Origin of the sequence: Flavobacterium sp. ENC (genome assembly GCF_020991415.1) — a bacterium.
Classification (GTDB): Bacteria; Bacteroidota; Bacteroidia; order Flavobacteriales; family Flavobacteriaceae; genus Flavobacterium.
This window is the reverse complement of the sequence record NZ_JAJMOY010000002.1, coordinates 750,364-766,316: the sequence shown is the minus strand read 5'-3', so window position 1 is coordinate 766,316 and position 15,953 is coordinate 750,364. Positions and strand designations below refer to the sequence as shown.

The following is a 15,953-nucleotide window of genomic DNA, read 5'->3' as shown; positions in this document are numbered from 1 at the left end:
TCTACATTTTTTATAATATTTTAATCTTTTTAATTTTATATACTGCAGCTTAGAAATCTAAAATCAGAAATCTAAACTCTAAAATTAATAATTCCCCGAATAACCTTTCATGATTCCTCTTGATGAATTTCTGATAAAATCAAGAATCTCATCTCTCTCAGGAGTAGCTTCCATTTCAGCTTCAATAATGCTTAAAGCTTGTGTTGTATTGTAATTTTTTTGGTATAAAATTCTATAGATTTCCTGAATTTCCCTGATTTTTTCGGTACTAAAACCTCTTCTTCGTAAACCTACAGAATTAATCCCTACGTAGGATAACGGTTCTTTTGCTGCTTTTGTATAAGGCGGAACATCTTTTCTTACCAAAGAACCACCGGAAATCATAGCATGATCCCCAATATGGATAAATTGGTGAATAGCAGCCAAACCTCCAATTACGGCATGATTACCTACTACTACGTGGCCTGCCAGTGCAACTCCGTTTACGATAATAGCATTGTTGCCAATTTCGCAATCGTGTGCAATGTGGGCATATGCCATAACGAGACAATTATTCCCCAGAATCGTTTGTCCTGAAGCAACTGTCCCCCTGTTTATTGTTACACATTCTCTAATCGTACAATTGTCTCCAATAATAGCCAAAGAATCTTCCCCGCCGAATTTTAAATCCTGCGGAACTGCAGAAATTACAGCCCCCGGAAAAATATTGCAATTTTTACCAATACGAGCGCCTTCCATGATGGTTACATTTGAACCAATCCAGGTACCATCACCAATAATAACATTATTGTGAATTGTTGTAAAAGGCTCTATTACAACATTTTTAGCGATTTTAGCGCCAGGATGAACATAAGCTAATGGTTGATTCATCTGTATGTTTTATATTTTTAATTAAAATAGTCTGATTTGGGCAACAAACGTAAACAATAAAATTGATTTATATTATTGTTTTCTTGCAATTTGAGCCATTAATTCTGCCTCTGTTACTAATTTCCCGTTTGCATATGCATTTGCCTGCATGTGACAAATTCCTCTTCTGATCGGAGAAATCAATTCACATTTAAAAATTAAAGTATCACCCGGCAGTACTTTATGCTTGAATTTAACATTATCTATTTTCATAAAATAAGTCAAATAATTTTCAGGATCCGGAACAGTACTTAAAACTAAAATTCCTCCTGTCTGAGCCATTGCTTCCACAATTAAAACCCCTGGCATAACTGGTGCTTCAGGAAAATGCCCTACGAAGAAATTTTCATTCATAGTTACATTTTTCATTCCCACCACATGACTTTCGGACATTTCAATAATTCTGTCGATCAACAAAAAGGGAGGTCTGTGTGGCAAAACGGCCATAATTTTATGAATATCCATCAGGGGCTCCTGATTTAAGTCATAAACCGGTACGTGATTTCTTTGCTCAATTTTAATAATCTTTGCCATTTTTTTGGCAAACTGAGTATTTACATAATGACCCGGTTTGTTTGCAATGATTTTACCCTGAATTCTTACTCCGATTAATGACAAATCACCAACAACATCAAGCAATTTGTGCCTTGCGGCTTCATTTGGATAATGCAGCGTAAGATTGTCCAGAACACCATTTGGTTTTACTGAAATTTTATCTTTCCCAAAAGCTTTCTTTAAATTTTCCATTGTAGCATCAGATATTTCCTTATCTACATATACAATAGCGTTATTTAAATCACCACCTTTTATTAATCCGTTTTCTAATAAAGACTCTAATTCATGCAAAAAACTAAAAGTTCTTGAATTCGCAATTTCGTCTTTAAAATCAGCTATACTTTTCATCGTTGCATTTTGGGTTCCTAATACCTTAGTCCCAAAATCAACCATTGCAGTAACCTGATAATCATCACTTGGCATTACAAGAATCTCGCTTCCGGTAGTTTCATCAGTAAACGAAATCACTTCTTTTACCACATAAACATTACGTTTACCATCTTGTTCTTCGATTCCTGCTTTTTCAATAGCCTCTACAAAATATTTTGATGAACCATCCATGATAGGCAGTTCTGAAGCATTTAATTCTATAATAACATTATCCAGGTCACAGCCTACTAAAGCAGCTAATACGTGTTCCGGAGTTTGAATTTTAACACCTAATTTTTCTAAATTGGTACCTCTTTGTGTATTAACAACATAATTAGCATCAGCCTCAATGACCGGTTGGCCTTGCAAATCTATTCGTACAAAAGTGAAACCGTTATTAATTGGAGCTGGTTTGAAAGTCATTGTAACTTCTTTTCCAGTGTGTAATCCAACGCCTGTTAGTGAAATTTCATTTTTGATGGTCTTCTGTTTAACCATTATTTCCATTTTTTGGGTTTATTATTTGTTTTTTTAATTCTTCCAGTTCGGCTATAATTTTAGGCAGATTCTTGAAATGTACGTATGATTTGTTAAAATCTGTATATCCAAGCGAAGGCGTTCCCTGCAATATTTCATCGTCTTTGATGTTTCTTGCCACTCCCGACTGAGCCTGAAGCCTTACATTATTACCTATAACTAAATGGCCTGCGATACCTACTTGCCCGCCAATCATGCAGTTTTCGCCAATTTTTGTAGAACCTGCTACACCGGACTGCGCTGCAATAACCGTGTTTTTACCGATTTCCACATTATGGGCGATCTGAATCTGATTGTCTAATTTAACTCCTTTTCTAATGATCGTAGAACCAAGAGTTGCTCTGTCTATTGTTGTATTGGCACCAATATCTACGTGGTCTTCAATAATAACATTACCAATTTGCGGTACTTTACTATAGACGCCTTCTTCGTTTGGCACGAAACCAAAACCATCTGCCCCAATAATTGCTCCCGAATGTATAGTGCAGTTATTCCCTATGATAGTCTCAGAATATATTTTCGCGCCTGCAAAAATATATACATTATCTCCAATAACAACATTATCTCCAATAAAACTGTTAGGGTAAATTTTCACGTTATCTCCCAGAATCACATTTTGTCCTATATAACTAAAGCTTCCCAAATATAAATTTTCTCCATATTTAGTTCCTTCAGAAATAAAAGATTGCGTTTCTATTCCGTTTTTATTTAATTTCACCTGGTTGTAAAATTCCAATAATTTAGAAAAAGAGGCATACGCATCTTCTACTTTTATCAAAGTGGTGGTGACTTCGGCTTCGGGTATAAAACTGTCATTAACAATGGTCACTGAAGCTCTTGTAGTGTATATGTAGTTGATATATTTTGGATTAGCCAAAAAAGTAAGCGATCCTTCCTCGCCTTCTTCAATCTTAGATAAGCGAGAAACTTCTGCATTGGGATTCCCAACAACTTCTCCTTCTAAAATTCCTGCTATTTGTTCTGCTGTAAATTTCATTGCGACAAAAATATAAAAAATAGATTTTAAATGTTAATTTTAGATAAGTTGTTTTGGAAAACAGATGTAATATTTTGTCACCAGTTTGGATAATGATTTCAAATTCAGCTGATCAGAAGCTTCAACAACATCTTCAATTGTTTTATCTTTTTTCAAAATTCGTATGGGTTCGGCCTCTTTACTGTAAGCCTGATTCTTTATTTTTCCTCTGAAAATAAAATAACCCGCTTCCACTAAGGTAATATGATGTTCTTCCGCAAATTCTTCTTTTAAAGACTGCGACTCTTCCATGGGAATTTTTTCCGCACTCAGTTTTATCTTCAGTAAATCCCTGTTAATGATCATTTTACTCAATGTGGAAAGTATAAAATCATCCTGTTTCTGCCAGGCTTTTAACGCGCTTATAATATCAAAATCATCCAGCTGGGAAAACAAATCTAATTTTTCGGCATCAAAATCTTCAAGGGTAATTTTGTTTTTCATAAAGTACAAAAGCGGTTCGCTGCAAGGCAGACTCACTCCTTTTAATGTCAGTTCTTTGGCTCTTTTTAATACTTTCATCAAAATTAATTCTGCTACCAGGCTGGTCTTATGCAAATAAGCCTGCCAGTACATTAATCTTCGTGACAACAGGAATTTTTCTACAGAATAGATTCCCTTTTCTTCAATCACCAAAACGCCGTCAACCACATTCATCATCTGGATCAGTCGTTCCGAATTGACATTTCCTTCTGCAACACCTGTGTAAAAACTATCGCGTTTCAGATAATCCATTCGATCCATGTCCAATTGACTTGAAATCAGCTGCAACATAAATTTCCGGTGATAATCCCCTTTAAAAACCTGAATGGCCAGACTTAGTTTTCCTTCGAACTCGTCATTCAGCTGATTCATAAATAATAGCGAAATAGCTTCGTGATTCACGTCTTCCACAATACTTTTTTCCATGGCATGCGAAAATGGCCCGTGACCGATATCGTGCAGTAAAATAGCAATATATAAAGCGTTTTCTTCTTCCGGCGAAACAGCAACTCCTTTAAAACGAAGTGTTTCTACCGCCTTCTGCATTAAATGCATACAGCCTAATGCATGATGAAAACGGGTATGGTTTGCTCCCGGATAGACCAAATAAGACAATCCCATTTGAGAAATACGGCGCAAACGCTGAAAATACGGATGCTGGATTAAATCGTAAATAAGCTCGTTTGGGATGGAAATAAACCCGTAAATGGGGTCATTGAATATTTTTAACTTATTAATATGAGTCACTATTTGGTTCTTTTTTAGGTCAACAAATATAAGTAAATAACTATAAAGAGTTTTCGGTTTTTGATTTAAAAATAACGGCATTCCATACGGGTATATTATCAGACCCTGATTCATCAAAAGGTATTTGCAAAAAAAACATAATTTGTTATTCTGAATTTTATACTATTTTTAATACTTTTTAAGTTCTATACCTTTAAATTGCATTAAAATTAATTTTGTTTATGGATAAGATAAAAATACTTTGGGTCGATGACGAGATCGATCTTTTGAAACCACATATATTATTTCTCGAAAAGAAAAATTACGCTGTTACCACTTGTAACAACGGTTTAGACGCAATTGCACTGTTTGACGAAGATAATTTTGACATCGTTTTTTTAGATGAAAATATGCCCGGAATGAGCGGCCTGGAAACACTTTCTGAAATGAAAGAAAAAAAATCAGCCATTCCGATGATTATGATTACCAAAAGTGAAGAAGAATATATAATGGAAGAAGCCATTGGTTCTAAAATCGCTGATTATCTGATAAAACCGGTAAATCCGAATCAGATTTTACTGAGTTTAAAGAAGAATCTGGATCATTCCAGATTAATTTCGGAAAAAACAACCTTAGATTACCAGAAAGAATTTCGAAAAATCTCAATGGAATTAGCCATGGTGAATTCTTTTGAAGACTGGGTGGAACTATACAAAAAATTGATATTTTGGGAATTAGAACTCGAAAACATCAATGATCAGGGTATGATTGAAATACTGGAATCTCAAAAAGTAGAAGCCAATTCTCAATTTGGAAAGTATATTGAACGTAATTACGAAGACTGGTTTGCACCAAAAGCAGACAAACCTATTCAGTCACATACGCTGTTTAAGGAATTAGTAGTTCCTGAAATCAAAAAGAAAGACAAGCCTATTTTGTTTGTCGTGATTGATAATTTGCGTTACGACCAGTGGAAATCTTTTGAAACCGTAGTGGCCAACTACTATAAGCTGGAAAAAGAAGTCCCGTATTTCTCTATTCTTCCGACAGCGACACAATATGCCAGAAATGCTATTTTCTCCGGTTTATTGCCCACTGAAATGGAAAAACAATTTCCGCAATACTGGAAAAATGACGTGGAAGACGGCGGAAAAAACCTTTACGAAGCCGAATTTTTAAGCGCACAATTGAAACGTTTGGGCTTAAACATTAAAGAAGATTATTTTAAAATCACCAATTATGCCGGCGGAAAAAAACTGGCCGAGAATTTTAAAGCCTTAAAAGGCAATGATCTGGTAACAGTGGTCTATAATTTCGTCGATATGTTATCGCATGCCAAAACTGAAATGGATGTCGTAAAAGAACTCGCCTCAGATGATAAAGCCTACCGATCATTAACATTGAGCTGGTTTAAAAATTCTCCTTTGCTGGAAATTATCCAGCAGGCTCAACTTTTAGGTTTCAAACTGATTCTGACTACAGATCACGGAACTATTAATGTAAAAAACCCGTCAAAAGTAGTTGGAGATAAAAATACAAGTTTAAATTTGCGCTATAAAACCGGTCGTAGTCTCACTTACGAGCAAAAAGATGTCTATGTCGTAAAAGAACCAAAAGATATTGGCTTGCCGGCCATAAATATGAGCAGTTCGTTTATTTTCGCTAAAAACGACTTCTTTTTGGCCTATGTAAACAACTACAATCATTATGTGAGTTATTATAGAAATACATACCAGCACGGTGGAATTTCATTAGAAGAAATGATTATTCCGTTTTTGGTATTTAACCCTAAGTAGGAAAGTTTACTGTAACAGTCACAGTTTTCAGTCTCAGTTGACAGTAAAAAAAAGTTGCCACGAATCTCTTTAAATAACACCTTTAAATTAGTGTAAATTTGTGAAATTCGTGGCAAATAAGTTTTAGCATCACGATCAGTTCTATACCTGAAAACTGAGACTGCGACTGAGACTGCGACTGACACTGACACTGCGACTGAAAACCATTCAAAATTAAAATTAAGAAATGAATATTATTTTTTCATTAGATCAGATTAAAGAAGCAGCAACACAAATATTGGCTCAGCACCCAAAGAAAATCATTCTGTTCAACGGAGAAATGGGCGTTGGAAAAACGACTTTAATCAAACAATTATGCAAAACTCTTGGAGTTGAAGATGCCACGAGCAGTCCGACTTTTTCTTTAGTTAATGAATATTATACTTCTGACGGCCAAATTGTTTATCATTTTGATTTTTATCGTCTGAACAAAGAAACAGAAGCCTTGGATATGGGTGTAGATGATTATTTGTATTCCGGTAACTGGTGCTTTATTGAATGGTCTGAAAAAATAGCAAATTTGCTTCCTGAAGAAACTTCAACGATTAATATTAAGTTGCTGGCAAATGGAAAAAGAGAATTGGAATTAGTCTAAATTTCAGAATACCATGTTTCTTTTTTTCAAAAAAGCATTGCGTTTTTTAGATATTTTAGTTAGAAGAATCCATATTCAAAAGTATATATTTAAGTAAAATGCTAAAGAAAACTATTTTTATCCTTTTAATTTTCCTGATTATTTTACCACTTTTCTATTGGAATCAAATACTAGGAATAGGGCTATTGATTCTTGAAATACTTTTAATATTGTTATACAAAAGACAGACTATTTTTGTCCGAATCTTTATTTCAGTTTTCATTTGTTTTTATTCTTATTGGGTGTACTTTAATCTATCAGGGTTTTTAATGACTCATTATTTTTCGATTAAACAATTAGTCGTGCAAATGAATCAAACAGAATCAGGAACGTTTGACATTACAAATAATTCCTTAGATATCAAACATTTAAAAATTCAAAAAGAAATGGAACGTCTGGGTTTTTATTCCGCTCAGATCGATGCAAATCGCGATAAAATTACCTTCGATATAAAAGGAAAATTTTGGAATGGAAAAGAATCTGCCGAAAATCCTTTTGTTTACACCTGTTTTACTTTTTTCGGCGCAACCTCTTATCCTACTGAAGTTTATATTAATGCTTATGACGATTAAATAATATCACGTATGCAACAATATAAATAACTTATAAGTACTAAATCAAATATTATAATTATTGTAACATATATATAAACTTACTTTAAAACTTTTTACGTAATTTGTACTCTTAATTTTTCGCACAATCCATGTCAATTACCTTAACTCCATTTACGAAACAACAATTGTTGCCACAAGAAGAAAAACTTGAAGTGGGCCGATTTAAAAGAGAGCTTTTTATAGGAATCCCTAAAGAAACAAGTTATCAGGAGCGTCGTATTTGCCTGACTCCTGACGCCGTGAACTCATTAACTTATGAAGGTCATCGCGTTATGATTGAATCCGGAGCCGGAGAAAGTTCAAGTTATACCGATAAAGAATATGCAGATGCCGGTGCAGAAGTGACAAAAGACACCAAAAAAGTATTTGGCTGTCCGATGCTGCTCAAAGTAGAGCCGCCTACTCTCGCTGAAATTGAAATGATTAATCCTGAAACAATCATCATTTCTGCTATTCAGTTAAAAACCAAGAAAAAAACATACTTCGAAGCTTTAGCGCAAAAAAAAATCACTGCACTTGCTTTTGAATATATAAAAGATGAAGACGGATCATACCCTGCGGTAAAATCGTTGAGTGAAATAGCAGGAACTGCCTCGATCCTTATTGCTGCCGAATTAATGATTACGGATGAATTTGGAAAAGGCCTTCTGTTTGGAAATATTACCGGCGTCCCTCCTACTGAAGTTGTCATTTTAGGAGCCGGAACTGTAGGTGAATTTGCCGCTAAAACAGCCATTGGCCTGGGTGCAAACGTAAAAGTTTTTGACAATTCAATTACCAAATTGCGTCGCCTGCAGAATAATTTAAACCAGAGAATCTTCACTTCAACCGTACAGCAGAAAGCACTATTAAAAGCGTTAAGACGCTGCGATGTTGCAATTGGAGCCATGCGCGGAAAAGAACGCTGTCCTATTATAGTGACAGAAACTATGGTAGAGCACATGAAAAAAGGTGCCGTAATCGTTGATGTAAGTATTGATACCGGAGGATGTTTTGAAACCTCGGAAGTTACAACACATGAAAAACCAACCTTCATCAAAAGCAATGTTTTGCATTATTGTGTACCTAATATTCCTTCACGATATTCCAAAACTGCCTCACTTTCAATAAGTAACATCTTAACACCTTACCTGCTTCAAATAGCGGAAGAAGGTGGCCTGGAAAGTTCGATAAGATGCAATAAAGGACTGAAAAACGGAGTTTACCTGTATCATGGAATCCTGACTAATAAAGCCATTGGAGAATGGTTTGATTTACCGGATAACGATATCAATTTACTTGTTTTTTAAAGGAACTTTAATGTACCTTTGCCAAAAAATTATTTCATGAAGTTCGTACATCGTTTTGCTTATTATTTGATTGGTCTTATTATGGGATGCTTTTTCGTAGCGCTTGTTTTTAGTGGGAAAGACACCAGATGCAATTACTTTCCAAATGCCAGGGTTTTAAATAATCTGCGTACAAAACCTTTTCAATATTCACCACAGGCAATTCAGACCTTAAATGAAAAATGGGTTGACACAGCCGATGTTAGAAAAACACTAACTTACGGAGATGTTGATTTTGATCAGAGCAATGTGCCTTTCAAAAAAGGAAAACTTTATGTAATTGAAGGCAAAACCATCAAAAATCAGGAAATTATCCTAAAGGTAATTAACTACGAAAGTAAAGCCGTTTTAGACGAAATCATCAAAAAACCTTTAGAAAAATAATCAACATTTTGTCGTTTCGAGCAACGGGAAATCTTCGCAAGAAGCTCAACAAAGATTAGATCCTTGTTGCAAAGTTGCCAACTAAGATTTCTCGTTCCCCAAAATGACAAGATTCTATAAAACTTATATGTGACTAACGTCACCTATATGGTGTAAGATTACCACTCAATCTCTTGAATCCCTTTCGATTTCAGAAAAGCATTCGTCTGGCTGAAATGTTTGTTCCCAAACCAAAATCCTCTATTTGCACTTAAAGGTGAAGGATGTCCTGATTTTAAAATATGATGTTTTGAAGCGTCAATTAATGCTGCTTTCTTTTGGGCAAAACCTCCCCAAAGTAAAAAAACCACATTTTTACTCTCGGCAGAGATTTGCTTAATAACGGCATCTGTAAATTTTTCCCAGCCTTTTCCCTGATGGCTTCCTGCTTCAGATTGTCGAACGGTTAAAGTAGCATTTAAAAGAAAAACACCCTGATCTGCCCAACGTTCTAAATTACCTGTTTTTGGTAACGGCTTATTTAAATCGGTTTCAATTTCCTTAAAAATATTCTGAAGTGAAGGCGGAAACGGAATTCCGTCATTTACAGAAAAACACAATCCATTGGCCTGATTAGGACCGTGATACGGATCTTGTCCGATGATTACAACCTTTACCTGATCAAAATGGCAATGGTCAAAAGCAGAAAAAATCTGGCTACCTTTTGGATAACAAATCCTGGTCGCATATTCTGATTTTACAAAAGCAATTAATTCGTTGAAATAGGGCTTTTCAAACTCCTCTTTCAAAACGGGCTTCCAGGAATCATGCATTTTAACGTCCATACTTTTTTTATGCGAATTTCGGAATTTTTTTATTGCAATCATATTTACACACTATAAAATTAGACCAAAACTTTACCTCATTCAATGCTACAATTTTTGTACTTTTGCGTGACTTCATAAAGAGAATAAATGATCAGTATTACCGAAAAAACATTACAAGACTTACAATTTCCAACCGTACTCGAAACCATTTCAGCTGGTTGCAATACCGACATTGGAAAGGAAAAAGCTTTACATATAACTCCATTTAGAGACAAGGAAACTTTGATGCAGGCTTTGATGCAGACATCAGAATATGTTTCGTCGTTTCAGAATAATAACGCAATTCCCAATCATGGTTTTGACGCGATAACGCACGAAATTAAATTTCTGGCCATCGAAGACAGTTTTCTGGAAGTGGGCAGTTTCAGGAAAATTGCGACGCTTTCATCAACATCGAATTTCCTGCTGAATTTCCTTAAAAAATTCGATGACTATTATCCGAATTTAAATGCAAGGGCTTCAAGAGTCGAATATACAAAAGACATTGTAACACTAATTGACGCCATTGTAGACAAATATGGTGAGATAAAAGACAACGCCTCGCCTGCCCTTTTGAGCATTCGTCAAAATATGAATATCGTTCGCGGTAAAGTAAACCAAAGTTTTGGAGTTGCCCTTACCCACAATAACAGTCTTGGCTATCTGGACGATATTAAGGAAAGTTTTGTACAGAACCGCAGGGTTTTGGCAGTTTTGGCCATGTATCGCCGTAAAGTAAAAGGTTCTATTTTAGGAAGTTCCAAAACCGGAAGTATTGCCTATATCGAACCTGAAGCAACTTTACAATATTCAAGGGAATTAGCAAATCTTGAATACGAAGAAAAAGAGGAAATTACGCGAATTTTAAAGCAATTATCTAATGCAATTCGTCCTTTTTTACCGTTATTAATTAAATATCAGGAGTTTTTAAGTGATATTGATGTGGTAGCTGGAAAAGCAAAGTACGCCAACAGAATCAATGGAATTCTGCCAACGATTACGGAAGAAAGAAGATTATTCTTCAGGGAAGCGTATCATCCGATTTTGTATCTCAATAACAAGCAGAAAAACGAAATCACGCATCCGCAAACTATTGAATTAAAACAAGATAACCGAATTATTGTTATTTCAGGACCTAATGCAGGAGGAAAAACAATTTCGCTTAAAACAGTTGGTTTACTCCAGTTAATGTTACAATCCGGAATGCTGATTCCGGTACATGAACGAAGTGAAACCTTTCTGTTTGATAGGATTTTAACAGATATCGGCGACAATCAATCTATTGAAAATCACCTGAGTACCTACAGCTATCGATTGAAAAACATGAATTATTTCCTGAAAAAGTGTAATAAAAAAACCATGTTTCTGATTGATGAGTTTGGTACAGGATCTGATCCTGAATTGGGTGGCGCCTTAGCAGAAATCTTTCTGGAAGAATTCTATCATCGTGAAGCTTTCGGAATTATCACGACGCATTATTCTAATCTGAAGATTCTCGCCAACGAATTGCCTTTTGCTACAAACGCCAATATGATGTTTGACGAAAAGTCTCTTGAACCTATGTACAAACTGGCCCTTGGTCAGGCCGGAAGTTCTTTTACATTTGAAGTGGCCTTGAAAAACGGCATTCCGTTTGGATTGATTAATCGTGCGAAAAAGAAAATTGAAGTCGGCAAAGTCCGTTTTGATAAAACGATTGCAACCCTTCAGAAAGAACGTTCCAAGCTTGAAAAAACTTCTATCAATTTGAAAGAAGAAGAAACGAGGGCACGTGAGGAAAGCAAGAAAATGGAAAACATCAATGTAAAAATCAAACAAAAACTGGAAAGCTATCAGGAATTGTACGACAGCAACCAAAAGACCATTTACATTGGGCAAAAAATTGAAGACATCTCGGAGAAATATTTCAATAACAAAAACAAAAAAGAACTCATCGGTGAATTTTTGAAAATTATTGAAATTGAAAATTCCAAACGTAAAAAAGCGACTCCAAAAGAAGCAAAAGCGATAATCGAAAAGAAGAAAGAAGTGATCGCCGAAGTTACGGTTCAGGTGGAAGAAATCAGAAAAGAGAAAAAAGAAAAGAAACTAAAGCCTGTTATCGAAAAACCGAAACCAATTCTGAAAGTGGGTGACAGAGTAAGAATGCAGGATGGAAGATCGGTTGGAAGTATTGATTCCATAGAAAAAAATAAAGCAACGGTAAACTACGGAATGTTTACTTCAAAAGTAAGCCTGGATGAATTAGAGTTTGTTGAAGCGGGTAAGAAGTAGTTTCAGTTTTGAGTTGCGGTTTTTACAGTTTAAAAACATTAAAAAATAGTCAAAAATTAAAATAAAGCGATTTAAATAAACATCTCGGCCGGAGCTGTAAACGAAGCTGTAAAATTTAAAAAAGACGCTTAACGCTTATTTATGAAAGCTGTTTTTGATTCGTTAAATTTATAAAAAATTAAATTTCTATAGATAGAATCAATAGCAAAAAAGCCGCATTTATGACTACTTATTATTTCATTTTAAGAAATCTCCAATATTGTCATTTCGACGAAGGAGAAATCTTCGTGAGAAGCTCTACAAAGATTGGGATTTTAGCAGCGGAGCTACTTGCGAAGATTTCTCCTTCGTCGAAATGACAACCAGATGCAAGCTTTGTCAAAGTTTTAAGCTTTGACAAAGCTTAAAAACTCTAACTCTTAAACTTGAAATTTTCCAAATGAAAGATCTTCCAAAAAACAAAAAAATAATCCTCTTCGACGGAGTCTGCAATTTATGTAATGGCGCCGTTCAGTTTATCATCAAACATGACAAAAAAGATATTTTTAGGTTTGTGGCTTTGCAATCGGAATTGGGAATTGAGATTTGTCAGTATATAGGAATTGATCAAAATAAAATTGATAGCATTGTTTTGTATCATCCGGGTGTTGCGTACTATTATAAATCTTCTGCTGTTCTTGAAATTGGTAATGATTTGGGTGGAATTTATAGTTTATCTTCCGTGTTGAAAATTTTTCCGGAAAAATTTAGAAATTATATTTACGATTATATTGCTAAAAATCGATACAAATGGTATGGTAAAAAAGAAAGCTGTATGATTCCTACTCCGGAATTGAAGGCAAAATTTCTTTAATTCCAAATTTTTTAAAAATTCCAAATTCCAATTCTTCACTGCAGTATTGTCATTGCGGCGAACGAGAAATCTTCGCGAGAAGTTCGACAAAGATTTGATTTTCGTTGCGAAGTTACTCACTAAGATTTCCCGTTCCCCGAAATGACAAAAATGGCATGGATCATAACGACTAGAAACAAAAAATCCCAAATTCAATTTTTACAATTGGAATTTGGGATTTTTAAATTTGCAAATTATTAGAACTATTATCTAATTAACTTTCTGTATTTCAAACGTTTTGGAGTTAAATCACCACCCAAACGTTTCTTTTTGTTTTCTTCATATTCAGAAAAACCACCTTCGAAATAATATACTTCAGAATCTCCTTCGAAAGCTAAAATGTGTGTACAGATTCTGTCTAAGAACCATCTGTCGTGCGAAATAATTACGGCACAACCTGCAAAATTCTCCAAACCTTCTTCCAGTGCACGAAGTGTGTTTACATCCAGATCATTCGTTGGCTCATCCAGTAAAAGTACGTTTCCTTCTTCTTTCAGGGTCATGGCTAAGTGCAAACGGTTACGTTCTCCCCCAGACAACATGGATACTTTTTTATTCTGCTCGCCGCCACCAAAATTGAAACGTGATAAATAAGCTCTTGAATTCACTTGTTTTCCACCCATCATGATTAGTTCCTGACCGTCGGCAAAGTTTTCCCAAATCGATTTATTTGGATCAATATTAGAATGCGACTGATCTACATAAGCTATTTTCACCGTTTCACCAACCGAAAATTCTCCGCTGTCAGTTTTTTGCTCTCCCATGATCATTTTGAAAATGGTTGATTTACCGGCACCGTTTGGTCCGATAATTCCAACAATTCCGGCTTGTGGCAAAGTGAAGTTTAAATTATCGTACAACAATTTCTCTCCAAAAGCTTTGGCTACATTTTTGGCTTCGATAACATTAGTTCCTAAACGCGGACCATTCGGGATGTAAATTTCCAGATTTTCATCCAGTTGTTTTTGGTCTTCGTTCAATAATTTATCGTAATTCTGTAAACGCGCTTTTTGTTTCGTCTGACGTCCTTTCGCTCCCTGACGAACCCAGTCAAGCTCACGTTCTAAAGTTTTTCTGCGTTTGGAAGCTACTTTCTCTTCTTGTGCCATACGGCTTGATTTTTGGTCTAACCAGGAAGAATAATTTCCTTTCCACGGAATACCTTCTCCTCTGTCCAGCTCTAAAATCCATCCTGCCACATTATCAAGGAAATACCTGTCGTGCGTTACCGCAATGACAGTTCCTGCATATTGTGCCAAATGCTGCTCTAACCAAAGTACAGACTCCGCATCAAGGTGGTTGGTAGGCTCATCCAAAAGCAATACATCCGGTTGCTGCAACAACAAACGGCATAAAGCGACACGACGGCGCTCTCCTCCTGAAAGGTTTTTAATAGGCGTATCACCTTCCGGAGTGCGCAACGCATCCATTGCAATTTCTAATTTGGTATCGATTTCCCAGGCACCAAGAGCGTCAATTTTGTCTTGTAAAGCCGCCTGACGATCCATCAACTTATCCATTTTGTCCTGATCTTCGTAATTTTCAGGAAGACCAAATAAATCATTAATCTGATTGTACTCTTCTAAAACTGCCATAGTTTCAGCAGCTCCTTCACGCACAATTTCGATAACGGTCTTAGAATCATCCAGTATTGGTTCCTGCTCTAAATAACCTACAGTGTAGCCAGGCTGAAAAACAACATCTCCCTGAAAATTTTTATCAACTCCTGCAATGATTTTTAATAAAGAAGATTTTCCTGAACCGTTAAGTCCAAGAATACCAATTTTTGCACCGTAAAAGAAACTCAGGTAAATATTCTTAAGAACCGGTTTATCTGCTCCCTGATAGGTTTTGCTCAATTTCTGCATTGAGAAAATTACTTTCTTATCGTCTGACATATTATGTTTATTGTTATTAGTTTATTGTTAAATTATTTAAATTTAAGTCTTTTGATTTCACAATTCCTTAAATAATTCATCATCGCTCCTATTTTATTTTTTTCTATTTCAGTCATTTCATTTAATCTCAAATGTTGTTCTTCTGAAATCAATTTTTTATCAAAAGCTCGGTAAGATTGCGATTTTACCTCCCCGGCTGAACCTTTTGCAATACTTAAAAATTGTATAAATTCTCTATTTCCATTTCTTTCAAAACCTTCTGCAATATTATCCATTACAGATCCTGAACTTCTGTCGATTTGATCTTTTAGTGAATAATTTGTTTTTAAAGTTGTTGTTTGAATCAATAACTAAACATATTGACATAATTCTCTAGCTTTTTGCCAAATTTCTAAATCTTCAAATTTATTTTCGCCACAACAACAAACTAAACTCTTCCTTTCAACGCATTAAAAACCCAGGCATTAGCAAAAAAGCCAACACCAACAGCGACAAATCCCCAGCCTGAAACATCTCTGTATCTAAAAGCTCCAAGACCTATAAGTAACAATCCCATAAGTACCATTATAAAAGTAGCCCATCCTAAAACGGTATTTTTATTCATTCCCATAATTGATTAATTAATTTTTAATGT

14 protein-coding genes and 1 pseudogene are annotated in these 15,953 nt (G+C 35.2%); 7 read left to right on the top strand and 8 right to left on the bottom strand.

From position 1 onward, the window contains the following. Positions 1-84 precede the first annotated feature (84 nt). From lpxA to LPB89_RS07900, 4 genes are all read right to left on the bottom strand, one after another. On the bottom strand, positions 85-870 hold the full coding sequence (lpxA, locus tag LPB89_RS07915; RefSeq protein ID WP_017497513.1) for an acyl-ACP--UDP-N-acetylglucosamine O-acyltransferase: 786 nt from the start codon (positions 868-870) through the stop codon (positions 85-87). A 72-nt stretch (positions 871-942) separates the two neighbouring features. Continuing rightward, positions 943-2,331 (bottom strand): bifunctional UDP-3-O-[3-hydroxymyristoyl] N-acetylglucosamine deacetylase/3-hydroxyacyl-ACP dehydratase, encoded by a 1,389-nt coding sequence (locus LPB89_RS07910; protein WP_132036839.1) that lies wholly within the window; start codon positions 2,329-2,331, stop codon positions 943-945. Then, positions 2,324-3,367 carry a UDP-3-O-(3-hydroxymyristoyl)glucosamine N-acyltransferase gene (lpxD, locus tag LPB89_RS07905; RefSeq protein ID WP_230701221.1) on the bottom strand — a complete coding sequence of 348 codons (1,044 nt, stop codon included), beginning with the start codon at positions 3,365-3,367 and terminating at the stop codon, positions 2,324-2,326. The genes LPB89_RS07910 and lpxD overlap by 8 nt, the downstream gene beginning before the upstream one ends. A 39-nt stretch (positions 3,368-3,406) precedes the next feature. Then, positions 3,407-4,636, bottom strand: coding sequence for an HD domain-containing protein (locus tag LPB89_RS07900; protein WP_230701220.1), 1,230 nt, complete (start codon positions 4,634-4,636; stop codon positions 3,407-3,409). Between the two features lie 221 nt (positions 4,637-4,857). Between LPB89_RS07900 and LPB89_RS07895 the strand changes: the two genes are divergently transcribed. From LPB89_RS07895 to LPB89_RS07875, 5 genes are all read left to right on the top strand, one after another. After that, entirely contained in the window at positions 4,858-6,411 is a 1,554-nt protein-coding gene (locus LPB89_RS07895) for a bifunctional response regulator/alkaline phosphatase family protein (RefSeq protein WP_230701219.1), read from the top strand. A 226-nt stretch (positions 6,412-6,637) separates the two neighbouring features. Continuing rightward, positions 6,638-7,045 (top strand): tRNA (adenosine(37)-N6)-threonylcarbamoyltransferase complex ATPase subunit type 1 TsaE, encoded by a 408-nt coding sequence (gene tsaE, locus LPB89_RS07890; RefSeq protein ID WP_230701218.1) that lies wholly within the window; start codon positions 6,638-6,640, stop codon positions 7,043-7,045. A 347-nt stretch (positions 7,046-7,392) separates the two neighbouring features. Next, positions 7,393-7,656 (top strand): hypothetical protein, encoded by a 264-nt coding sequence (locus tag LPB89_RS07885; RefSeq protein ID WP_230701217.1) that lies wholly within the window; start codon positions 7,393-7,395, stop codon positions 7,654-7,656. A 131-nt stretch (positions 7,657-7,787) separates the two neighbouring features. After that, positions 7,788-8,987 (top strand): alanine dehydrogenase, encoded by a 1,200-nt coding sequence (locus LPB89_RS07880; RefSeq protein WP_154340943.1) that lies wholly within the window; start codon positions 7,788-7,790, stop codon positions 8,985-8,987. Between the two features lie 36 nt (positions 8,988-9,023). Next, a complete protein-coding gene (locus LPB89_RS07875; protein WP_230701216.1) occupies positions 9,024-9,410 on the top strand; it encodes a DUF4258 domain-containing protein in 387 nt (128 codons plus the stop codon). A gap of 158 nt (positions 9,411-9,568) precedes the next feature. Here the strand turns inward: LPB89_RS07875 and LPB89_RS07870 are convergent, their stop codons facing one another. Continuing rightward, positions 9,569-10,234, bottom strand: a complete 666-nt coding sequence (locus LPB89_RS07870; RefSeq protein WP_230701215.1) for a uracil-DNA glycosylase — start codon at positions 10,232-10,234, stop codon at positions 9,569-9,571. 129 nt (positions 10,235-10,363) lie between these two features. Here LPB89_RS07870 and LPB89_RS07865 point away from each other — a divergent pair, with 129 nt between their 5' ends. Both LPB89_RS07865 and LPB89_RS07860 read left to right on the top strand, forming a co-directional pair. Continuing rightward, positions 10,364-12,529 carry a DNA mismatch repair protein MutS gene (locus tag LPB89_RS07865; RefSeq protein WP_230701214.1) on the top strand — a complete coding sequence of 722 codons (2,166 nt, stop codon included), beginning with the start codon at positions 10,364-10,366 and terminating at the stop codon, positions 12,527-12,529. A 439-nt stretch (positions 12,530-12,968) separates the two neighbouring features. After that, on the top strand, positions 12,969-13,382 hold the full coding sequence (locus LPB89_RS07860) for a thiol-disulfide oxidoreductase DCC family protein (protein ID WP_230701213.1): 414 nt from the start codon (positions 12,969-12,971) through the stop codon (positions 13,380-13,382). A 245-nt stretch (positions 13,383-13,627) separates the two neighbouring features. Here the strand turns inward: LPB89_RS07860 and ettA are convergent, their stop codons facing one another. The 3 genes and pseudogenes from ettA to LPB89_RS07845 all read right to left on the bottom strand — a co-directional run bounded on the left by ettA (position 13,628) and on the right by LPB89_RS07845 (position 15,929). Beyond that, positions 13,628-15,319 carry an energy-dependent translational throttle protein EttA gene (ettA, locus tag LPB89_RS07855; protein WP_127340008.1) on the bottom strand — a complete coding sequence of 564 codons (1,692 nt, stop codon included), beginning with the start codon at positions 15,317-15,319 and terminating at the stop codon, positions 13,628-13,630. A gap of 32 nt (positions 15,320-15,351) precedes the next feature. Next, a pseudogene (locus LPB89_RS07850) lies at positions 15,352-15,708 on the bottom strand (four helix bundle protein). 38 nt (positions 15,709-15,746) lie between these two features. Next, positions 15,747-15,929, bottom strand: coding sequence for a CAL67264 family membrane protein (locus LPB89_RS07845; protein WP_035680915.1), 183 nt, complete (start codon positions 15,927-15,929; stop codon positions 15,747-15,749). Positions 15,930-15,953: the final 24 nt, after the last annotated feature.